This is a genomic window from Vibrio splendidus (assembly GCF_024347615.1).
Lineage (GTDB): Bacteria > Pseudomonadota > Gammaproteobacteria > Enterobacterales > Vibrionaceae > Vibrio > Vibrio splendidus.
Window position 1 is genome coordinate 801,604 of sequence record NZ_AP025508.1, and the last position, 21,107, is coordinate 822,710.

A 21,107-nucleotide genomic window follows, 5' to 3' on the forward strand; every position below is an offset into this window, starting at 1 on the left:
CTATTCTTACCTAAAATCTTGGATATTGGAGCTAGCGTTGTGCTTAGCGGTATTGTTATTTTATCGCGACTTGTTGACCGTTGCTGACTAATCTTGATGATTCCAGCTATTTTCTTGCTCTTTGACTTGATCGAACAGCTTTTGGTTAACGGGAACTTCTATCTGATGCTTAAGCGCTGTTTTTATTAGGTGTCCAGTGATGAAGTCGATCTCTGTTTTGCGTTGGTAAAACATATCTTGTTTCATGGATGAGTTGTTCTGCGCCGTGGCTTGGATGACCTGCTTGACACTTGCTTCTAATCCGTCGAATGAACAAGCGATCTCTTCGGCCTGCATAACTTGTGTTAGCTCTTCAACGATAGAACTCAAAATATCCTCAAATCTTTTATCTGCAAGTTCGCCATTCTTGATCTGTTCAAGGCCCGTGAGTGGGTTGATCGCACAATTGATGGCGAGCTTAGTCCAAAGCGCGGTTTCTATTTGTGGGTTCCAACGCACAGCAGGGAGAGCATCATCTAAGACATCAACTAAAAACGTACACTGTTGGCCAGTTTGGTTGAAAGCACCCAATTGAGTTTGGCCCAATCCAGTATGAGACACATTGTTTCGGTTGGGTTTGAATGCAGCTTGAGTAGTCGTCGTCAATATTATGGGGTAAGCATCAATTTGAGTGGTTATCTCATCAACCGCGCCCATTCCGTTATGCATGAACATAAGAATGGTGTCGGGATCGAGATGTTGAAGTAACGGAGTCGTGGCTTCTGCTACTTGCCAAGCTTTGACCGTGAAAATAACCAAGTCACTCGCTGATAGCTTTTCGATATTGTTGTTACTGAAGGAAAGGGAAGCTTGTCCATCAAGTGATAAGTCAATTGAGTTATCAGTGGAACGACTCCACAAAGACACATTATGACCAGCTTGAAGTAGTTTTATTGCCCATAAAGAGCCGATAGCCCCTGGCCCAACAATAGTGATGTTCACAGCAATACCGAGATAAGAAAGTGATGCTGCAAGGATAGCGAGGCATTAAATGAAAGCAATAAAAAATGGCACCCGAGGGTGCCATTTTGGAAACTTTCTTAGAAGTTCGATTAGAACTTGTAAGTTACTGCAACGTAGTGACCTACGCCAGAAGAGTCAGCTTGTGAAGTTGCGTCCCACGGAAGGTTTGCGCCATCTTCAAAACCGTATACGTCGCTGTATAGTTTTAGACCGTAACCTACTGCAAAGCGATCTGAGTGCCAGTAGATACCGTTAAACATTGCGCCGCCATTGCTTACTTGAGCGTACTCATCTTTCATACCAAATTGGTAATCGATGTAACCTTGGTAAGAGATGAATGAACCGTTCTCGAAGAAGTAGAATGGTTTGAACCAGTTAGTCGAGATTTGGAAACCATTCCAATCTTTTTGGTTTGAGTCGTATGTACCGTAAAGGTTTAGGCCCATTTTACCAAACCATGGAACCATTACGTCAGAACCAAGACCAACTTTCTGAGTGTTAACACCACCATTGTTACCATCCCACTCGAAAAGAGTTGAAAGGTATAGTTCTTCAACTGGACCGAAAGATAGGTCTTTGCCAGTTAGGCCGTCAAGAGACATACGAGGAGCAAACTTCATAAAGATTTTGCCATCTTTGTCTGCTTTATCGCTACTTGAATCTGATGTTAGGTTAAATACATCAACATAGCCGTAAAGGTCGAAGATTCCTGAGCGACCGCCAAATTCCATTTCTAGGTAATCATGAGTAGATTCGTAAGGACCTTTCTCGTTGATTGCACCCATAATGTTGAACTGCATCCATTTGTAATCGTTCTTATGGATGTCGCCGTCAGAATAATCAGCCGCCATTACTGGAGCAGATGCTGCTGCAAGTAGGCCAAGAGTTAAAAGTGATTTACGCATAATGGAACTCTCTATGTTTGAAATAAGTAACCCGCTAATCCGTGCGTGTTTATGATGTCCGAATGCCGAGCATAATAGCGATTTTGTTCTCAAATAAAAGTGAGACGGAGTGAAAATTACAATTATTAAGGTGAAGTTGATCACACTAATGATCTAAATGATGGAACTTTAATGTGGTAATGCATCTTGATGCACCTCTAATTCTATTGATTTTGTGAAACTCGATTATTTTGTGGATAAATAGGTGAAATACTGTGCTAAGCAAACGATTCTACTAATTAGAGTGACATGCATATCAAAATCAACAGTATTCCTTTCTAAGCGTTTTCTCTTTAAAAATGACTCATTCAAACCTCCTTTCAATCTTGTCTTTGATCTATTTTTGACCAACTGCGTAATGATGTTGGAATCAATTGATGAACAACTCATGTGATGACTGACTAGGAATTTGAACCTAGCTACTTTTTGAATCACGGAGAATTAATGACAGTTCACTGCACTAGATTTTGAGACAATTTTTAAAGATTAGTTATTGGACTAATCATTTGTGTGACGAACTGGTCTAACTTTTTTGGAGAGAAGACCGATGAAATATTCACCAGTACTCGCGGTAGCGATGTCAGCCCTGTTCATTGTGGGGTGTGATGATGACGATGAGCCAACAACTCAACTACAAGCTGTACATGCATCGCCAGATGCTCCGTTGGCTAATGTCTTAGTAAATAGGCAGGCTCGTTGGAGCGGTGTCGATTATGCTCAAGCATCCGGATATACCTCATTAGATCAAGGACAGACAACCCTGCAAGTCGATGTTCAACTCCCAGGTGACGCAGTAGCGACTGTGATTCCGCCAAGCCAATTCGATTTGAGCGGTGACCTAGATTACACCGTAATGGTGGTCGGTGATGCTGATGGTTCTAATAACCCGGTTGAGGCTTTAGTTGTTACAAGGCCTGCTGAGGGAACGGCAACAAGTTCAAGTTTAGATGTGCAAGTTGTTCACGCGGCAACAGGGGTTGGAGATGTGAACTTATATGTAACGGCACCGAATGATCCATTGGGCGCTCCGCTTGGTACTCTCGGTTATAAGGACTTTACTGACGTACTCAATATCCCAGCAGGGCAATACCGAGTGAGATTAGAAACCGTGAGCGGTAGTGCTATTGCTTTTGACTCTGGAGAAATCACTCTTTCTGGCGGTAGCGAGCTAACGATTGCGGCGGTGCCAAGAGCTGATTCAAACAGTGCATCTCCGGTGAAGTTGATGGTGATGGATGGTAGCGGTTCATCTTTAATCTACGACATGGCAGAAACGGCAGAAGTAAGAGTGGGGCATTTGGTTGATGGTGCGCCGGATGTCGACCCATTTGTCAACGGTTCTGCATTTGCTCCACTTGCTGATTTAATGTTTAAAGAGATCCGTGGACTTTTAGATTTAGCAGCAGGGACTTACGATATTGACATCTTTGCCGATGGCACAACGACCAATGCATTGATTGATGCTGACGGGGTGGCTGTATTTGCCGGAATGGATTACAGCATTTATGCAGTGGGTACGTTAAGTCCACTCAATTTGGAACCACTAGTTGTCCCTGAAAACCGTCGCCCGGTTGCGACCAGTGCGGTGTTAAACATTACCCATGCGGCGGCAAACCCAGTTGCAGCATCGGTTGATATCTACCTGACTGAGAACGTGGGAATATCTGGTAGCACTCCGGCACTAAGTGATGTGAAGTTCAAAGATTACGCGAATGGTATTTATGTTGCAGCGGGATCTTACTACGTGACAATTACTGTCGCAGGAGACCCAACTACTGTTGCCATTGACTCTGCGCCTGCAACTTTGGCTGACGGTGTTGTTTATCAAGTCGTCGCGATTGATGACTCGACGGGAACTGGTTTTAACTTGATCGTAAGTGATACAACAGATTAGCGTTTAATTCTCTACTGGCAGAATGTAAAAGAGGGTAGCACTGGGCTACCCTCTTCTCTTTTGTTTTCTTTTACTCTTATTCGTGGTTGTTTTTGGCTTTTTCTAATAAATCAGTGAAAAAGTGGCGTAACGAGTAGAGCATGATCAAACTTGGAATCACCATTAATGACGTTAGTATAAAGAAGGTTGACCAGTCATTGAGGAAGTCGACCAATTCACCGCTGAAAGATGCCAACGTCGTTCGACCGAAATTTCCCAATGATGCTAGCAAGGCGTATTGCGTTGCCGAGAAAGCTTGCCCAGTTAGTAGCGTTAAGAAGGAAACGAATGCCACTGTCGAAAAGGCGGTTGTGAAGTTATCGACAATAATCGTTGCAAGGAATAAGTTTTCATTGGGTCCTACTTGAGCAATCCATGCAAACATTAGGTTGCTGGCTGCCATTGCTACGCCGCCAATCATTAGCCCACGTACAATACCAAATTTCACATTGAAGACACTGCCTAGCAAGGTGAAGAATATGGTTGCCCCCCAACCAATTAACTTGGAGTAGTGACCAATTTGTTCATTGCTAAAGCCGATCTCTTTATAGAAGGGAATCGACATTCTGCCCAAGAAGGCTTCACCTATCTTAAACAGGAATACGAACAACAGAAGCGTAATAGCGACTTGAACACCGTTTCGCTTAAAGAAATCGTAGAAAGGTTCCAACACTGTAACGCTTAGCCAGGCAACAACTTTAGAGCCCACAACTTTATTATGGCGCTGTTGTGCTTCTTTTTGTAATGCTTCACGTTGTGTTGTTGGTTCTCCGACAAACAGGGTGAATAGCATCAGAATGATAACGACACCGGCCATACCGTAATAAACACCATTCCAACCTATTGTATCGGCATTGATAAATGCGAGATAACCAGGAAGAGAGTAGCCTGTCCACCATCCCATCACTGCCATTGCGGATGCTTGCGGTAATTTGGTGGATTCAGATTTAGGAAATGAATCAATACGGAAGGCATCAATGGCTATATCTTGGGTTGCCGACGCAATCGCAATTCCGAGAGCCAGCATTGAGGTGAACATCAAGTCATTGGCAGGGTTAACCCCGGCAATGAACAGCGTGCAGATCAATACAAAGCTTTGGCATAGAAATATCCAACTGCGTCGTTGTCCCAATATCGCATGTAGAATCGGCAGTTTGACTCGGTCTACCAGTGGTGCCCAAAGAAAGTTAATCGCATAGACGGCGAACACACTACCGAAATAACCGATAGCAGCACGAGTTAATCCTGCATCTTTTAGCCAGCCTGACATGTTAGAGCCGATAAGAACCCAAGGAAAGCCACTCGAACAACCCAACATAAACACCCAAAGTAGACGTTTATCTAGGTAGCTACGGAAAGTCTGCATCCAAGAAAGAGAGGGAGTGCCAGATGACATGGGGCGTCCTTGTATAGAAAAACGCCCTTAAGAGGTTAAGGGCGCTGTATGAGATTACTTAAGAAGTGTTACTTTGTTGATGATGATAGGGTCGGCTGGAATATCGGACATGCGGCCCATTCGCTTAGTCGGAATAGTTGCCATCTTTTGTACGACATCAAACCCTTCAGTTACCGTGCCAAAAACAGCGTAGCCCGGGTTACCACCTTTTGCATTCAAGAAGTCGTTATCCGAAAAGTTGATAAAGAACTGACGAGTCGCAGAGTCTGGAGCGTTAGTGCGAGCCATTGCGATCGTTGCTGTATCATTCTTTAGACCGTTACTGCCTTCATTTTTGATTGGGGCATAAGTCGCTTGTTGATTCATGTCTTGATCGAAGCCGCCACCTTGCGCCATAAAGCCAGGAATAACACGGTGGAAGATAGTGCCTTCGTAGCTGCCGTCTGCCACGTATTTTAGGAAGTTTTCAGTACTAACCGGAGCTTGCTCTTGGTTTAGCTCAATCGTGAAGTCACCTAATGTTGTTTCAACGTTCACTTTTGGGCCTGCCCAAACGCTCACGCTCACCAGCATTAATGCAATAGAAGTTAGAATACGGCTCATTAGAAACGTTCCTTCATGTAGTTTTGTAGTTCAGGGTCGTTCGCAATTTCAGTAAGAACCAAGTTGATCACATCGTTAAGAACCATTGAGATGTCGTCGTTTGAAGCACTTAGCGCTCCAGTACGAGTTGCGGTACCGTTGAATGTTTTAACTAGCTTACCTTCAGGTGTCTCGGCCGTTACTTCAAGCGTTACTTTACCGTCCATTTTGTTTTCCATAATGGTGTGTTCTACGGTAACAAGTGCTTCTTGAATCTCTAAAACAATAGAGTTTTCACTGTTTACGCTTGCTCGGAAACCTTGAGACTCTAACTGTTGAGCTACTGCGTTCTCTAGCGAAATACGCATGTTTTGTTTAGCGTGAATTGGCTGAATGTTTGAACGGCCACTATCAACCAAGGCTACATATTGAGCGGCACGAACATCTTTACTGGTTAGTGTGTATGTTTTGCCTTGTACAAGGTTGCTTGAGCTTAGTGAAGCTTCTGGCATTACATTGATCTGTTCTTGCTGAGGGGCAGAACATGCTGTCAATGCCATAATAGAAGCAGCCAAAATCAGTTTTTTCATTCCTTTATCCTTTCTAAATTCACACCAGAAGCTCGGTATCTTAAATTCTTGTGAAGTCGTTTCTGCTTATTTATTAAAATTCGCAGGCTCTCTTGTTGCTTGTAATATCTCAAATTTTTGGTTTAGTTCAAGCGTTTCAACGTTAGCTTCACCAAATAGTCTTGCTAGTTTGACATCGTATCCGAGGTGTCGGTTGCCAATAACAATTAATTTGCCTCCGTTGCTAAGAACATGCTTTGCATCACAGAACATTTGCCATGCGATGTGGTCTGTAATCGCTTGTTGCTGGTGGAACGGAGGATTACACATAACTAAGTAAGTGCTGTTCTTCTTGAAGCCATCTAGACAGTTGTTGGCGATGAACTGGAAGTTGCCTTCTTCACCAAGGTTATCCTTGACGTTTTGGCGCGCCGATTCCACCGCCATAAAGCTTTCATCCACACAGGTGATACGAGCTTGTGGGTTCAATTGCCCGGCTTTTACACTCAATACACCGTTGCCACAGCCTAGGTCGATGATATGACGTAGCTCAGGATCTTGAGGGATGTGCTCTAGCATATAACGAGCGCCTTGATCGAGTGCTTCCCCTGAGTAAACATTTGGTAAATTTTTCAGGCGGATATCTTCACCGTCTACGTCCCATTCAACATAAGGTTCTACTGTTTGAATCGGTTGGCAGTTTGGAGAAGAGAACACAAGGCGATGCTTTTTCTTAGCCAGAGAGGTTTTGGTTTCACCGAGATATTTTTCAAACAGGTTAAGTGTTGAAGTGTGAATCTCTTTTACTTTATTCACACCAATCACTTGGCAGCTTTCAGGCAATGCTTGGCGCAACTGGCTCAATTGCCATATTAGATGGCGGTTGGTTTTTGGCAATTGCATGATCACAAGGTCGATACCGTGTGGGATATCATCCATCGTGTTCAAGAAGTTCACTCGGTTACTTTGATTGCGCTGTAAGTTTTTTAACGTTCCGCGATGAGAAATGAAAGAGTCACTCATCATGGTCACGTCATGATCTTTGGAGAACCAAGCGGATAGGGCACCAAAACTGTCGTTCATGATCAGGATGTGTTTACCAGGTTCAAGATTCATCTCTTCAACATGGCTAATCAGATATTCGTCGCCGGCATCCCAAGCTTGAAGGGTTTCATTTGAACGGTTGGGGAAACGATTTAGGATTAAAGTTCTATCGTGAAGGGTAAGTTCAGTTTTCATTGCTTGAGATACTTATGTAAGAAATAACAAAGATATTGTCTCAAATGCAGCCTGAACAAGATATAAAAAACTCGACTAAACCCCTCGAGTCAGCGATGAAATACTCAGACAGTCGGTTAGTTAGGGTTTATACTGGAGCGACAGATAATGCCAATACGCTATTTAAGGAATCACAATGATCCAAGAAGTTATCGAAACAAAATTGCACAATGAGTTTTCACCAAGTCATTTAAACGTGGTGAATGAGAGCTATATGCACAATGTTCCGGCTGGTTCTGAGAGTCATTTTAAAGTGATTGTTGTCAGCGATGTGTTTGAAGGTTTGCGTCTTATTGCTCGTCATAGAGCGGTAAATAAAGCACTATCAGAAGAGTTAGCGAATAATATTCACGCACTATCCATTCACACTTATACAAAAGATGAATGGATGAAGCAGCTAAATAACGTGCCAGATAGCCCGATGTGTATGGGTGGTGGTAAGTAAGATAATTAACCCATATAGAAGAGGCGGCTAGGCCGCCTCTTTTGTCTCAAAATCTATCTGTTTTCTGTTGTTATATCACTCAAGCTGATGGTAAATTGACCGACCAAAAATACCTACAATGAGTAATGTTTTTATTAACAGTGTTTCAACATAACACGTAAAATATTAGTTTGTGACAGAGTATTAATCTCTTGTTTAAAACACGTTCTAAAAGCCATTCTATCTGTGCGGCTCGTCAAATTTATACATATTTGAGAGTCCATATGCTTCAAATCTCACCAAATAAAGGCCGTATTCAAGTTATTGGTCATGGCATCAAGTTGTCAAAAAATGCTAGAATATGGCACCTGATAAATCTCACATAATTCTTGTGATGAGTTTATTAATGTATTGTTGCGATTTTGGTATCTCAAATTTACCAAAACCGGACACTGTAATGTCGTGTCTAAGGGCGATTTTAAAACGTCCTGAATTTACGCAATTAAAAGAATCTTTTTCCCGATAAAGTAGTGCAAGTGCGTATGATTACAATAAAGAAGGGTTTGGATCTTCCTATCGCAGGAACTCCATCCCAGGTGATTAATGATGGTAAGTCCATCACTAAAGTCGCCTTGCTTGGCGAAGAGTACGTTGGTATGCGTCCTACGATGCATGCTCGCGTTGGTGATGAAGTGAAGAAAGGCCAAGTTCTTTTTGCAGATAAAAAGAACCCAGGTGTTGTATTTACTTCTCCAGCAAGCGGTAAAGTTATTGAAGTGAACCGTGGTGCTAAGCGTGTTCTTCAATCAGTAGTGATTGAAGTAGCAGGCAATGAGCAAATCACGTTCAATAGCTATGAAGCTAACCAACTAGTAGGCCTTGACCGTGAAACGGTTAAAGCTCAGTTAGTTGAGTCTGGCGCATGGACCGCTTTGCGAACTCGTCCGTTCAGCAAGGTTCCAGCAGTTGATTCTGAAACTCAGGCTATTTTTGTTACTGCTATGGATACTAATCCGCTAGCAGCTGAGCCAGAATTAATCATTAACGAGCAGTCTGATGCTTTCGTTGCTGGTTTAGATCTTCTTTCAACTCTGACTAACGGTAAAGTGTACGTTTGTAAAAAAGGTACTAGCTTACCTCGTTCAGCTCAGTCTAACGTTGAAGAACATGTTTTTGATGGCCCACACCCTGCAGGTCTTGCAGGCACGCATATGCATTACCTGTATCCGGTAAATGCACAAAATGTAGCGTGGAGCATTAACTACCAAGACGTGATCGCATTCGGTAAGCTTTTCCTTACTGGTGAGATTTACTCTGAGCGCGTTGTTTCTCTGGCTGGTCCAGTAGTTAACAATCCTCGTCTAGTTCGTACTCAAATTGGTGCTAGCCTTGAAGAGTTGACGGACAGCGAGTTGATGCCAGGTGAAGTTCGCCTGATCTCAGGTTCAGTGCTATCTGGTGTTCACGCTTCAGGTCCACATGCTTACCTTGGCCGTTACCATCAACAAGTTTCGGTTCTTCGTGAAGGTCGTGATAAAGAGCTATTCGGCTGGGCTATGCCTGGTAAGAACAAGTTCTCTGTTACTCGTTCATTCCTTGGTCACGTGTTTAAAGGTCAGTTGTTCAACATGACAACGACAACGAACGGTAGTGATCGCTCTATGGTTCCAATTGGTAACTACGAGAAAGTAATGCCATTAGATATGGAGCCTACTTTGCTGCTTCGCGATCTATGCGCTGGTGACGTTGATAGTGCACAAGCACTTGGTGCGCTAGAGCTAGATGAAGAAGATTTAGCACTGTGTACCTTTGTATGTCCTGGTAAGTACGAGTACGGTCAGTTACTTCGTGAATGCCTAGATACAATTGTGAAGGAAGGGTAATTTTCATGGGCCTTAAAAAGTTTATTGAAGACATCGAGCATCATTTTGAACCAGGTGGTAAACACGAAACGTGGTTTGCGCTTTACGAAGCAGCAGCAACACTTTTCTACACACCAGGTACTGTTACAAAGAAAAGCTCGCATGTCCGTGATAGCGTTGATTTAAAACGTATCATGATCATGGTTTGGCTTGCGGTATTCCCAGCAATGTTCTGGGGTATGTACAACGCAGGTGGTCAGGCTATCGCAGCACTAAACCACATGTATTCAGGTGCAGAACTAGTTTCTATCATTGATGGTAACTGGCACTACTGGCTAACCGAAATGCTTGGAGCCTCCTTAGGGGCCGATGCAGGTTGGGGCAGTAAGATGCTCTTGGGTGCGACTTACTTCTTACCTATCTACGCAACGGTATTTATCGTTGGTGGTTTCTGGGAAGTACTGTTCTGTATGGTGCGTAAGCACGAAGTCAACGAAGGTTTCTTTGTTACTTCTATCTTATTTGCGCTTATCGTTCCGCCAACGCTTCCTCTATGGCAAGCAGCACTAGGTATTACCTTTGGTGTTGTTGTTGCGAAAGAGATCTTCGGTGGTACGGGTCGTAACTTCTTGAACCCTGCTCTTGCTGGTCGTGCGTTCCTGTTCTTTGCATACCCTGCACAGATTTCAGGTGACGTAGTTTGGACTGCTGCAGATGGCTTCTCTGGTGCAACTGCTCTTAGCCAATGGGCTCAAGGCGGCGGTAGTGCACTAATGAACGTAACATCAGGTGAAGCAATCACTTGGATGGACGCATTCATTGGTAACATTCCAGGTTCTATCGGTGAAGTTTCAACGCTTGCACTTATGATTGGTGCAGCAATGATTGTTTACATGGGCATTGCTTCATGGCGCATCATTGCGGGTGTAATGATCGGTATGGTTGCAGTATCAACACTATTTAACGTGATTGGTTCTGACACTAATGCAATGTTCAGCATGCCTTGGCATTGGCACCTAGTTCTAGGTGGTTTCGCATTCGGTATGTTCTTCATGGCGACTGACCCAGTATCAGCTTCATTTACCAATAAAGGTAAGTGGTGGTACGGCATCCTAATCGGCGCAATGTGTGTAATGATTCGTGTAGTTAACCCTGCATACCCAGAAGGCATGATGCTTGCGATTCTATTCGCAAACCTATTTGCTCCTCTGTTTGACCACGTTGTAATCGAGAAGAACATTAAGCGGAGACTAGCGCGCTATGGCAAGTAATAACGATAGCATTAAAAAGACGCTGTTTGTTGTTATCGCATTGAGCCTAGTGTGCTCAATCATCGTTTCAACAGCTGCAGTTGTTCTTAAACCTAAGCAACAAGCTAACGCAGTTCTGGATCAGCAAACTAAGATCCTTGAAGTTGCGGGCATTGAACTTGCGGGTAATATCCCAGCACTGTACGCAGAGAACATCGAACCTCGTCTAGTTGATTTCGCTACTGGCGATTTCGTTGACGGCGACGCTGCTGCATACGACCAACGTAAAGCGGCAAAAGATCCGGCTCAGTCAATCAAGCTTTCAGCTGAAGATGACATCGCTAAGATCATTCGTCGTGCTAACACGGGTACGGTATACCTAGTGAAAGATGGCGCTGAAACTTCTAAAGTTATCATCCCTGTTCACGGTAACGGTCTATGGTCAATGATGTACGCATTCGTTGCGGTAGAAACTGATGGCAACACAGTTTCTGGTATCACTTACTACGAGCAAGGTGAAACTCCTGGACTTGGTGGTGAAGTTGAGAACCCAACTTGGCGCGCTCAATTCGTTGGTAAGAAATTATTCGACGAAAACCACAAACCTGCTATTCAGGTTGTTAAAGGTGGCGCTCCTCAAGGTTCTGAGCACGGTGTAGATGGCCTTTCTGGTGCAACACTGACCAGCGTTGGTGTTCAACATACATTTGACTTCTGGTTAGGTGATATGGGCTTTGGTCCGTTCCTAGCAAAAGTTCGTGACGGAGGTCTGAACTAATGTCTAGTGCAAAAGAAATTAAAAAGAGCATCTTAGCGCCTGTGTTGGATAACAACCCAATCGCGCTACAGGTTCTTGGTGTGTGTTCTGCTCTTGCGGTAACCACTAAGCTAGAAACTGCATTTGTTATGACTATCGCGGTAATGTTCGTTACTGCTCTGTCTAACTTCTTCGTTTCTTTGATCCGTAACCACATTCCTAACAGTGTGCGTATCATCGTTCAGATGGCAATTATCGCATCATTAGTAATCGTGGTAGACCAAGTGCTTAAAGCATACTTATACGATATCTCTAAGCAGCTATCTGTATTCGTTGGCCTAATCATTACTAACTGTATTGTAATGGGTCGTGCTGAAGCATTCGCAATGAAGTCTGCGCCAATCCCATCTTTCATCGATGGTCTTGGTAACGGTCTTGGTTACGGTTTCGTTCTTATCACTGTTGGTTTCTTCCGTGAGCTTCTAGGCTCTGGCAAACTATTTGGTATGGAAGTACTACCTCTAGTGAGCAACGGTGGTTGGTATCAGCCAAACGGCTTGATGCTTCTAGCACCTTCTGCATTCTTCCTAATTGGTTTCTTGATTTGGGCAATTCGTGTGTTCAAACCAGAACAAGTAGAAGCGAAGGGGTAAGGTAGTCATGGAACATTATATTAGTCTGCTAGTTAAATCGATTTTCATCGAAAACATGGCGCTTTCTTTCTTCCTAGGCATGTGTACATTCCTAGCGGTTTCTAAGAAAGTTAAAACTTCTTTTGGTCTTGGTGTTGCGGTAGTTGTAGTACTTACAATCGCTGTTCCTGTAAACAACCTTGTTTACACACACATCCTAAAAGAAAATGCACTTGTTGCCGGTGTCGATTTAAGTTTCCTTAACTTCATCGCATTCATCGGTGTTATCGCTGCACTTGTACAAATCCTAGAGATGGTTCTAGACCGTTTCTTCCCACCTTTGTACAACGCACTAGGTATCTTCCTTCCATTGATCACAGTTAACTGTGCAATCTTTGGTGGTGTATCTTTCATGGTAACTCGTGACTACAACTTTGCTGAATCTGTTGTTTACGGCTTCGGTTCTGGTGTGGGTTGGATGTTAGCTATCGTTGCTCTTGCGGGTATCCGTGAGAAGATGAAGTACTCTGACGTACCTCCAGGTCTACGTGGCCTTGGTATCACGTTCATTACTGTTGGTCTGATGGCGTTAGGCTTTATGTCTTTCTCTGGTGTTCAACTGTAGGGTAAGCACCCAGTAATAAGGAATAACAAATGCAAAGCATTATTCTTGGCGTAGCGATGTTTACCATTATTGTATTGGCTCTAGTACTAGTGATTCTTTTCGCTAAGTCTAAGCTAGTACCATCAGGTGACATCACTATTGCTGTAAACGGCGACCCTGAAAAGGCGATCGTTACTCAACCTGGTAGCAAGCTACTTGGTGCCCTAGCTGGCGCTGGTATCTTCGTATCGTCTGCTTGTGGTGGCGGTGGCTCTTGTGGTCAGTGTCGTGTAAAAGTTAAGTCTGGTGGTGGCGACATCCTACCAACTGAACTTGATCACATCACCAAAGGCGAAGCTCGCGAAGGCGAACGTCTTGCATGTCAAGTTGCTATGAAAACTGACATGGAGATTGAGCTAGACGAAGACATCTTTGGTGTTAAGAAGTGGGAATGTACAGTTATCTCTAATGATAACGAAGCTACTTTCATCAAAGAGCTAGCCCTTGCTATCCCTGAAGGTGAAGAAGTTCCGTTCCGCGCGGGTGGTTATATTCAGATTGAAGCTGAACCACATCACGTGAAATACGCAGATTACGATATTCCTGACGAATACCGTGGTGACTGGGATAAGTTCAACTTGTTCCGTTACGAGTCTATCGTTAAAGAGCATTCGATTCGTGCTTACTCTATGGCTTCATACCCAGAAGAGAAAGGCATCATCAAGCTTAACGTGCGTATCGCAACTCCGCCGCCAAACAACCCTGACGTAGCTCCTGGTGTGATGTCTTCATACATCTGGTCTCTTAAAGAAGGCGACAAATGTACTATTTCTGGTCCATTTGGTGAGTTCTTTGCTAAAGACACAGACAATGAAATGGTATTCATCGGTGGTGGTGCAGGTATGGCGCCAATGCGTTCACATATCTTCGACCAACTTAAGCGTCTTAACTCTACTCGTAAGATGTCTTACTGGTACGGTGCACGTTCTAAGCGTGAGATGTTCTACATTGAAGATTTCGATGGCCTAGCGGCTGCAAACGAGAACTTCGTGTGGCACTGTGCACTGTCTGATCCTCAACCAGAGGACAACTGGGACGGTTACACAGGTTTCATCCACAACGTATTGTACGAAAACTACCTGAAGGATCACGAAGCTCCTGAAGACTGTGAGTACTACATGTGTGGTCCACCAATGATGAACGCGGCTGTTATCGGCATGCTGAAAGATCTTGGTGTAGAAGATGAAAACATCCTACTAGATGACTTCGGTGGTTAATCCATTTAAGTGATTGATATTATGGCTGACTCTTACGAGTCAGCCATTTGTTTTTCTAAGACCACTCGTGACAACAAACTGGCTTATATAAGAAAGAGTAAGGCATTCAAAATACCTATTTTTTACTCTTATTTTTCCTTATATAAATCCTTAACCTTAAACAGGAGTAAGCAAGTGAGAATTTGGCTTGTTGCATTAACTTCTTTGATTTTTCTTGCGGGCTGTGATCAGGCAAGAGAGCAAGTGCATTTAAGTGGCCCTACAATGGGTACCAGTTACAATATCAAGTACATCAATAGTGATGAATTTCCTGAGTCTAACGAAGTTCATACCGAGATCGACCGTCTGCTTGAAGAAGTGAATGATCAAATGTCGACCTACCGTGAAGACTCAGAACTGAGCCGTTTTAACCAGCATAAAGGTGCCGATGCATTCGAAGTATCTGAACAAACAGCTACTGTTGTGAAAGAAGCGATTCGTTTGAACGGTCTTACTGAAGGTGCATTGGATGTTACGGTTGGACCATTAGTTAACCTTTGGGGTTTTGGTCCTGAAGCGCGTCCTGAAGTGGTTCCATCAGATGAAGAGCTTGCGGCTCGCAAGGCTAAGGTTGGCATTCATCACTTAAGCGTTGAAGGTAATAAGTTAAGCAAAGACTTGCCTAACTTGTATGTTGACCTTTCAACTATCGCAAAAGGCTGGGGTGTGGATGTCGTTGCTGATTACCTTGATTCAATTGGTATTCATAATTACATGGTTGAAGTAGGTGGTGAAATCCGCTTGAAGGGTTTAAACCGTGAAAGTGTGGGCTGGCGCATCGCCATAGAGAAGCCAACTGTCGACGAGCGCAACATTCAAGAGATCATCGAGCCGGGTGATATGGCGATCGCAACATCTGGTGACTACCGTAACTATTTTGAGCGCGATGGTGTTCGTTACTCACACATCATTAACCCTGAAACAGGCAAGCCGCTTCATCATAAAGTGGTTTCTGTAACCGTTTTAAACCCGTCTTCAATGACTGCAGATGGCTTATCTACAGGCCTTATGGTCTTAGGTGAAGAAAAAGGACTGGAAGTCGCGAACCAACATAACATCCCTGTGTTCATGGTGGTAAAAACAGCAGATGGCTTTAAAGAAATTGCTTCTGAAGCATTTAAGCCATACTTAGGTAAATAAGGTAAGCGAGATAATTATGAATACATTTCTGATTACATTTGGTGTTTTTCTTGCAGTAATCGCAGCGATGTCTATTGGCTATATTATCCAAAAGAAAGTTGTGAAGGGTAGCTGTGGTGGCTTAGGCGCTGTTGGTATTGATAAAGTATGTAACTGCCCTGAACCTTGTGATGCGCGCAAAAAGCGTGAAGCACGTGAAGCATACCGCGAAGAGAAACTGGCTGAGCGTCAGCAAAAAGAAGCTTCTTGGAATAAAGATCGTATTGCTTAATTGCGATTAGCAGCGAAACCTGTTCCCCAAAAAACAAAGAGCCCAAGGTTAACACCTTGGGCTCTTTTCATTTTAAAGGCTGACTCGGCTCGTGCTCTAGGAAAGCAGGAGTTACTCATTAACGCGTTGAAGGTTATTACGAGCGCATATCAACTGGTTTCGACCTTGCTTTTTCGCGGTATAAAGTAGCTCGTCTGCTGCTTTGATTTGCTCGTCTAAAGAGCCTTCTTGGTCGGTCACGCCAATGCTCATGCTCACTTTAATCACATGTGAATCATGCTGCACTTCATGATTTTCAATTGCGACTCTCATCGATTCCAAGGTCTCTATAAAATCTTCAAATGGTTCGCATGACTGAATGCAAAACTCTTCGCCACCGAAGCGAACTGCTAAATCATCTTTAAAGTGCTCTTTGATGATTTTACCAACCTCAATTAATACCGCGTCACCACCATCGTGGCCGTAGGTATCATTCACCTTTTTAAAAAAGTCGATATCCATCATAGCGATACTGCGATGTTCGCAGCCTTTGCATGTTTGATTGAAAAGGTAGCGACGGTTCCAAAGTCCGGTCAGAGCATCCTCGTTTGCATGACGAAACAGTTCGTTGGTTGCTTCTTTCATGTCGAGTAATTGGTGAATACGGCAGAAAAATTCTTCTTGGTTAAATGGCTTATAAAGGAAGTCGTTGGCGCCAGCTTTAAGGAAGCGAGCGGTCATTGTGCGATCATCACTGCCAGATAGGCCGAGAATAGCGAGTTGATTACGATCGTGTTGGACTCGAATATCACGGGTCATCGAAATGCCATCTTTGTTCGGCATGTCATGGTCGGTAACGACAAAAGTGATATCAGGATCGTTTTGGAGGAGCTCTAGTGCTTGCTCTCCATCTACCGCTTGAATCGTTTGAATATATTGATGCTCAAGAAGTTGGACGACATATCGACGAACCACAGCAGAATCATCAACTACTAAGGCTTTATGGTATCGGTTATTCGAGATTCGATTAACCAGAGGAAGTAAGTAACTGACTGACGACATGCTGTCTTTGAGGATGTAATCAAGCACACCTTTTGCGAGTACTTGCTCTCGAAGTGTGTTGTTGAACATGCCCGTGAGCACAATGATTTTTTGTTGATAGCCGAGCACCAAATCAATGATCTCACCATCTTGGCCATCGGGTAAGCAGTAATCGAGCACCGCACACAAGAAATCCGTCTCTTGCTCTAAGATAGCTTTGGCTTCTGCTACAGATTCAGCCAGTGAAACATCATAGCCATCATTTTTAAATTGCTGGTACAGGTAGTTTCTGAATGCACGACTGTCTTCTACTACTAGTATTTTCTCACTCAAAAGCTATCCCTACTTATAGACTAAATACTCCTTAACAATACTATCAGAATAGTAGGCGGCTATTGAAGAGAAACCTGTTGAGCTGGACTCCAGATCATTTTAAATCTAGGAATAATTGATTATACTGTTCATAGATACAGTTGTAAGGTTGAGTTATTCCTAAATGTGTAGTGCGGGCGAAGAGAAAGTTAGAAAAATAATCCATGTTGATATGGATTGTTTTTAAACTCTGACGTGTTAGTTTGAAGGAAAACTTGTAAGTGTTTTTATTGTTTACTACCTTTCACTTGTAGGTGATAACTTAATGGTAAAAATGTATGCAAAGAGTACATGATAAAACTCATAACCAGCACTGGATTTATCTTGATGATAACGATGTACCACTTCTGTTACCTTGCCTCTATAATCGTTACACCACCTTGAATGGGCTTTCTGTTGTCCATGAGAAAGTCGCAAACCCTGAGACCGAACAATATGACTTCCGATTCAAGGAGGTTGAAATTGGTGAAGGTGCTCAATATGTCAGGGGTGAGAAATTGGGCGTTTTCCTTGAGTGGTTAGAAGATTATGCCAAAGAATCAGAACACCCTCTACTTACACTCGATAATCATACTGCTCTTCCTGCTGAATATATGAATACATTCATTAATGACTATCTAGCTCATAAGATGGAAGCTAGTGAAATTGTAGTTAATCGAGCGGTAATGTCATTAGAGAGTTATTACAACTGGCTTTCTTACTTCTTTGATATGCCATATAAAAAGATCTTTATATATTCAGAAAATAGAGAATTAGTTCGCTCAAATAGCAAATCAAAACTCATCATAAAATACCTACTTCCAGCAACAAGAGAATTGCTTTACGCCAATACCGATACTCTTTTGGAGGAGATTGTTCTACGCAATGGTGGGGAGCTTGGTTGTCGAACCAAAGAGAACCAAGGGTTTTACTTGGAAGACTTTAAGGCTGATGGCTCTATTAAAAAAGGCTTATTGAGCCTATTTAAAGATATGATGACTAATCCTGATAAAGAGGAATTTGAGTACCACCTAGCTTCTTTTCACGCAAAATATGGTTCAGGGAGAAAGCTTTATATTGAGCGTTCTCACCTTAGTTTAATGAAGCGCTATTACGACCAAGAGCGCCCTAAAACTGAGAGCAGTCAGTTATTGGTATCCAACTCTACCAATCACACTTTTGGTAAGTCCGTAGGTAAGCAATACGGCACTCAGCTTTTTTCTAGGGTGTTAGAGAAAGTTCGCAAATTAATGCAAGAGAATCCAGGAGCTTACGCAGGCTACCAAGAGTTGGATAAAGCGCTGAGTTACCACCACTTAAGGCACTCATTTGGCACTGATACTTTTTATGATGGCTGCCAAAAAGCAAAGAAATCATACGAATCGATTACTACGGAATCTGCGGTATATATTGAAACCGCAAGACGCTTAGGACACAAAGTAGATAGCAGGTATTCAAACCAAACCACCAAAGTGTACATTCATGCTTGTGGCCAGAGAGAGCAGTTGCTCAAGGAGGTGGTTTATGGATAATTTAGAGGAATTTTCAAGCGCTGAGATAGAAAAGGAGCTATCCAGCGACTTTAAGAAAAAGCAACCTATTGCATCACTAAAATTACCTTTCTCTGTTAGGTCTATATCTATCCCTAGGGGTAAACATAGTGCTGCTTATATTCTATCCATGACAGACGCAGAAGACTCCGACAAGGTAATCATCTATAAGTCGATCATTTCCGCTTATAATTATGCGTTTTCTGATAAGAGTGCAGCAATTTCCGCTAAGGATAAGTTTTCACAGGTGGCTAAACCGTTCGTTGAATGGCTCAACGGTCACATAGTTGAAAATCGCTATGAAATCCTAAAGCTTTACGAAACTGACCGTATGGATCAATTAGGCAATCATGGCGGTTTCAGTCCATTAATTAATTTAAAAATTGTATTGGGTTATGCCATTGAGTCTGAATCATTAAGAAAAGAGTTAAGTAGTGATGAGTATGCTTATCTTATTGAACTTCGCAAGACGAAACGTACCCCTAACCTGAATAAGTCTCAAAAATCTATAGCTAGTTATTTCGGTGCATTAGACTGGTTGAGAAGAGACGATATTGGTATTGGAAGTGAGCTTTATTCCGCTCTCGCTTCCCCTAAGCTAGCGATGAATTCATTAAGTTTAACCGCAGCTACTGTCATTCTTGAATTAAAATCCTATAAAGATGAGCTACGAATGCTGATTAGGCGGATTAAACCGCAGTTAAGTCCTTGGTTAGTTATTGATTCAAAGGATAGTAGGTTTGAGAGGGTTAAAGCAGTAGGTAATATCATTTATTTGATGCTGTCTGCCTACCATAAACAAGATAATCCATCGAATACCCTTAAAGCAGCGCTAGAGGTTTTGATTCTTTCTAATTCAAGTAGTTTAGCTACCAGTAATACTACTGCTCCTGCATTAAAGAGTCAGGATGAGTGTGATAGCCTTTTTTTGAATAAAGTAGGTGACAAAAAAAAAGTTAATACGGATTTTATGAACTTTCATTCTACTGCATTACTAGATGGCACTCTTTTCTCTATCGAGTGGATTAAGGGGGTGTTAAATGGCGATTCATTAAAAGCACAGACTAATGTCGAAGGGCTAATGTTTGCTTGGTTGATGGCAAGCTTAACAGTGCAACCAAATGACATACCTAAACTAAGGCACTTTGATTTTAGATTGATGAAAGTTGGCGGGAGAGTGACCAGTATTGAATGTGAGTATTTTAAAGGTCGGGCTAAAGTGTTTCATACAACCCGTTCTTTATCCGCGCGAACACCAGAAGGTAAGGCGCTTTTAAAATTGCTTGAACAGCAAGATGAAGGCTTACCATTCTTTACCAAGCAAACCTTGGCGATTAGTAACAAAAACAACTCACTTTTAGGTGTTTTTAATGCGCTGCTTCAAATAAGCGATTTGTCTGAAAAGCTTGAAATTGCACACGAAAAACAGCAGCTACCCAATTTAATGCCTCAAGCAATTTGCGCCCTTATTTCTCACGGTGTCCATCCTGAAAATGTTGTCAATAACCGTGGAATAATAACGATAGATGAGAGGAGAAAATTAGTCGCTCAATCGCAATCACCTTGTCAGAAAACGATTTTTGGTCTTCAATCTCTTAAAAATAGTGCGGTTCATGCATTTAGTGACCCATACACATTGAATTACTTGATTAATCGAAATTCTCACTCGAACCAAACTGAGAAAGTAAGCTACTTAACCGAAGATAATGAAGAATGGATGAATAGTTCAGGGCGAATCACTCGTGAGGTGATGTTGGACTTGATTCAGAATGTTTTTAATTTGAACTTTAAGCCTGAGAATGACAAACAAGTCGCAGCATTTAATAGTGAGTTTATGGCGGTCACAGATTTGATTGCATACAAACATGAGGAAATGAATGCAAGGCTTAGAGTCGTCACAGGGCAAGAAAAGGGGCGTGTGAATGAGGTTGGCGTGATGGCGTTGAGTGACCAAAAAGAAAATGAAGCTTTATCGCCGATCTATGTTTCGGATAGCCCTATTACTGTTTTAAAAATGCACAATTACCTCCATGAATTCAAAAAGGATTATAAGAAGCTCCTTTCTTATAATCCTGACTACTTATTTAAAACGGTGATACCTACTGTGGAATGGCTAGAAGACACCCTTCCCAAGATGAGTAAATCGTCACAACGTAAAGGTCGAGAGCTGTTTGACTTAATGATAAAAAATGGCGTTGTAATGAGTGTCTTTCACTCGATGTAAGT

Annotated in this window: 19 protein-coding genes; 12 read left to right on the plus strand and 7 right to left on the minus strand. The window is 42.7% G+C overall.

The window, feature by feature from the left end; genetic code table 11:
• Positions 1 to 87: 87 nt before the first annotated feature.
• Positions 88 to 981, minus strand: coding sequence for a 2-dehydropantoate 2-reductase (panE, locus tag OCU90_RS03510; protein ID WP_061024027.1), 894 nt, complete (start codon positions 979 to 981; stop codon positions 88 to 90).
• Positions 982 to 1,091: 110 nt separating this feature from the next.
• Positions 1,092 to 1,907 (minus strand): nucleoside-specific channel-forming Tsx family protein, encoded by an 816-nt coding sequence (locus OCU90_RS03515; protein WP_061024030.1) that lies wholly within the window; start codon positions 1,905 to 1,907, stop codon positions 1,092 to 1,094.
• Between the two features lie 586 nt (positions 1,908 to 2,493).
• Between OCU90_RS03515 and OCU90_RS03520 the strand changes: the two genes are divergently transcribed.
• Positions 2,494 to 3,840 (plus strand): DUF4397 domain-containing protein, encoded by a 1,347-nt coding sequence (locus tag OCU90_RS03520; RefSeq protein ID WP_061024032.1) that lies wholly within the window; start codon positions 2,494 to 2,496, stop codon positions 3,838 to 3,840.
• Positions 3,841 to 3,916: 76 nt separating this feature from the next.
• Here OCU90_RS03520 and OCU90_RS03525 read toward each other — a convergent pair whose 3' ends face one another.
• The 4 genes from OCU90_RS03525 to OCU90_RS03540 all read right to left on the minus strand — a co-directional run bounded on the left by OCU90_RS03525 (position 3,917) and on the right by OCU90_RS03540 (position 7,665).
• Entirely contained in the window at positions 3,917 to 5,275 is a 1,359-nt protein-coding gene (locus tag OCU90_RS03525; RefSeq protein ID WP_017079927.1) for an AmpG family muropeptide MFS transporter, read from the minus strand.
• 54 nt (positions 5,276 to 5,329) lie between these two features.
• On the minus strand, positions 5,330 to 5,878 hold the full coding sequence (locus OCU90_RS03530) for a peptidylprolyl isomerase (RefSeq protein ID WP_017079928.1): 549 nt from the start codon (positions 5,876 to 5,878) through the stop codon (positions 5,330 to 5,332).
• Positions 5,878 to 6,447 (minus strand): YajG family lipoprotein, encoded by a 570-nt coding sequence (locus tag OCU90_RS03535; protein WP_004735204.1) that lies wholly within the window; start codon positions 6,445 to 6,447, stop codon positions 5,878 to 5,880. The genes OCU90_RS03530 and OCU90_RS03535 overlap by 1 nt, the downstream gene beginning before the upstream one ends.
• 66 nt (positions 6,448 to 6,513) lie before the next feature.
• Complete coding sequence (locus OCU90_RS03540) at positions 6,514 to 7,665, minus strand: methyltransferase (RefSeq protein WP_061024034.1); 1,152 nt, start codon at positions 7,663 to 7,665, stop codon at positions 6,514 to 6,516.
• A 175-nt stretch (positions 7,666 to 7,840) separates the two neighbouring features.
• Between OCU90_RS03540 and bolA the strand changes: the two genes are divergently transcribed.
• The 9 genes from bolA to nqrM all read left to right on the plus strand — a co-directional run bounded on the left by bolA (position 7,841) and on the right by nqrM (position 15,960).
• Positions 7,841 to 8,149: a transcriptional regulator BolA gene (bolA, locus tag OCU90_RS03545; RefSeq protein ID WP_017079929.1), complete on the plus strand. Its 309-nt coding sequence runs from the start codon at positions 7,841 to 7,843 to the stop codon at positions 8,147 to 8,149.
• Between the two features lie 521 nt (positions 8,150 to 8,670).
• Positions 8,671 to 10,011, plus strand: coding sequence for a Na(+)-translocating NADH-quinone reductase subunit A (locus OCU90_RS03550; RefSeq protein WP_017080319.1), 1,341 nt, complete (start codon positions 8,671 to 8,673; stop codon positions 10,009 to 10,011).
• Between the two features lie 5 nt (positions 10,012 to 10,016).
• Complete coding sequence (locus tag OCU90_RS03555) at positions 10,017 to 11,261, plus strand: NADH:ubiquinone reductase (Na(+)-transporting) subunit B (RefSeq protein ID WP_004735208.1); 1,245 nt, start codon at positions 10,017 to 10,019, stop codon at positions 11,259 to 11,261.
• Positions 11,251 to 12,018, plus strand: coding sequence for a Na(+)-translocating NADH-quinone reductase subunit C (locus OCU90_RS03560; RefSeq protein WP_004735209.1), 768 nt, complete (start codon positions 11,251 to 11,253; stop codon positions 12,016 to 12,018). Before OCU90_RS03555 ends, OCU90_RS03560 begins: the two co-directional genes overlap by 11 nt.
• Entirely contained in the window at positions 12,018 to 12,650 is a 633-nt protein-coding gene (locus OCU90_RS03565) for an NADH:ubiquinone reductase (Na(+)-transporting) subunit D (RefSeq protein ID WP_004735210.1), read from the plus strand. Before OCU90_RS03560 ends, OCU90_RS03565 begins: the two co-directional genes overlap by 1 nt.
• A gap of 7 nt (positions 12,651 to 12,657) precedes the next feature.
• Positions 12,658 to 13,254: an NADH:ubiquinone reductase (Na(+)-transporting) subunit E gene (gene nqrE, locus OCU90_RS03570; RefSeq protein WP_004735211.1), complete on the plus strand. Its 597-nt coding sequence runs from the start codon at positions 12,658 to 12,660 to the stop codon at positions 13,252 to 13,254.
• A 29-nt stretch (positions 13,255 to 13,283) separates the two neighbouring features.
• Entirely contained in the window at positions 13,284 to 14,510 is a 1,227-nt protein-coding gene (gene nqrF, locus OCU90_RS03575; protein WP_004735212.1) for an NADH:ubiquinone reductase (Na(+)-transporting) subunit F, read from the plus strand.
• Between the two features lie 174 nt (positions 14,511 to 14,684).
• Positions 14,685 to 15,689 (plus strand): FAD:protein FMN transferase, encoded by a 1,005-nt coding sequence (locus tag OCU90_RS03580; protein ID WP_061024036.1) that lies wholly within the window; start codon positions 14,685 to 14,687, stop codon positions 15,687 to 15,689.
• A 16-nt stretch (positions 15,690 to 15,705) separates the two neighbouring features.
• Positions 15,706 to 15,960, plus strand: a complete 255-nt coding sequence (gene nqrM, locus OCU90_RS03585) for a (Na+)-NQR maturation NqrM (protein WP_004735214.1) — start codon at positions 15,706 to 15,708, stop codon at positions 15,958 to 15,960.
• 111 nt (positions 15,961 to 16,071) lie between these two features.
• Here nqrM and OCU90_RS03590 read toward each other — a convergent pair whose 3' ends face one another.
• On the minus strand, positions 16,072 to 17,313 hold the full coding sequence (locus tag OCU90_RS03590; RefSeq protein WP_017079932.1) for a diguanylate cyclase: 1,242 nt from the start codon (positions 17,311 to 17,313) through the stop codon (positions 16,072 to 16,074).
• A gap of 317 nt (positions 17,314 to 17,630) precedes the next feature.
• Here OCU90_RS03590 and OCU90_RS03595 point away from each other — a divergent pair, with 317 nt between their 5' ends.
• Together OCU90_RS03595 and OCU90_RS03600 are read left to right on the plus strand one after the other, a co-directional pair.
• Positions 17,631 to 18,863 (plus strand): site-specific integrase, encoded by a 1,233-nt coding sequence (locus tag OCU90_RS03595; protein WP_061024038.1) that lies wholly within the window; start codon positions 17,631 to 17,633, stop codon positions 18,861 to 18,863.
• On the plus strand, positions 18,856 to 21,105 hold the full coding sequence (locus OCU90_RS03600) for a ubiquitin family protein (RefSeq protein ID WP_061024040.1): 2,250 nt from the start codon (positions 18,856 to 18,858) through the stop codon (positions 21,103 to 21,105). The genes OCU90_RS03595 and OCU90_RS03600 overlap by 8 nt, the downstream gene beginning before the upstream one ends.
• Positions 21,106 to 21,107: the final 2 nt, after the last annotated feature.

What these genes read in the sequence shown, in the direction of transcription:
- OCU90_RS03515 (WP_061024030.1), bottom strand. Translation starts at nt 1,907, where the DNA reads ATGCGTAAATCACTTTTAACTCTTGGCCTACTTGCAGCAGCATCTGCT.
- OCU90_RS03520 (WP_061024032.1), top strand. Translation starts at nt 2,494, where the DNA reads ATGAAATATTCACCAGTACTCGCGGTAGCGATGTCAGCCCTGTTCATT.
- OCU90_RS03525 (WP_017079927.1), bottom strand. Translation starts at nt 5,275, where the DNA reads ATGTCATCTGGCACTCCCTCTCTTTCTTGGATGCAGACTTTCCGTAGC.
- OCU90_RS03530 (WP_017079928.1), bottom strand. Translation starts at nt 5,878, where the DNA reads ATGAGCCGTATTCTAACTTCTATTGCATTAATGCTGGTGAGCGTGAGC.
- OCU90_RS03535 (WP_004735204.1), bottom strand. Translation starts at nt 6,447, where the DNA reads ATGAAAAAACTGATTTTGGCTGCTTCTATTATGGCATTGACAGCATGT.
- OCU90_RS03540 (WP_061024034.1), bottom strand. Translation starts at nt 7,665, where the DNA reads ATGAAAACTGAACTTACCCTTCACGATAGAACTTTAATCCTAAATCGT.
- bolA (WP_017079929.1), top strand. Translation starts at nt 7,841, where the DNA reads ATGATCCAAGAAGTTATCGAAACAAAATTGCACAATGAGTTTTCACCA.
- OCU90_RS03550 (WP_017080319.1), top strand. Translation starts at nt 8,671, where the DNA reads ATGATTACAATAAAGAAGGGTTTGGATCTTCCTATCGCAGGAACTCCA.
- OCU90_RS03555 (WP_004735208.1), top strand. Translation starts at nt 10,017, where the DNA reads ATGGGCCTTAAAAAGTTTATTGAAGACATCGAGCATCATTTTGAACCA.
- OCU90_RS03560 (WP_004735209.1), top strand. Translation starts at nt 11,251, where the DNA reads ATGGCAAGTAATAACGATAGCATTAAAAAGACGCTGTTTGTTGTTATC.
- OCU90_RS03565 (WP_004735210.1), top strand. Translation starts at nt 12,018, where the DNA reads ATGTCTAGTGCAAAAGAAATTAAAAAGAGCATCTTAGCGCCTGTGTTG.
- nqrE (WP_004735211.1), top strand. Translation starts at nt 12,658, where the DNA reads ATGGAACATTATATTAGTCTGCTAGTTAAATCGATTTTCATCGAAAAC.
- nqrF (WP_004735212.1), top strand. Translation starts at nt 13,284, where the DNA reads ATGCAAAGCATTATTCTTGGCGTAGCGATGTTTACCATTATTGTATTG.
- nqrM (WP_004735214.1), top strand. Translation starts at nt 15,706, where the DNA reads ATGAATACATTTCTGATTACATTTGGTGTTTTTCTTGCAGTAATCGCA.
- OCU90_RS03595 (WP_061024038.1), top strand. Translation starts at nt 17,631, where the DNA reads ATGCAAAGAGTACATGATAAAACTCATAACCAGCACTGGATTTATCTT.
- OCU90_RS03600 (WP_061024040.1), top strand. Translation starts at nt 18,856, where the DNA reads ATGGATAATTTAGAGGAATTTTCAAGCGCTGAGATAGAAAAGGAGCTA.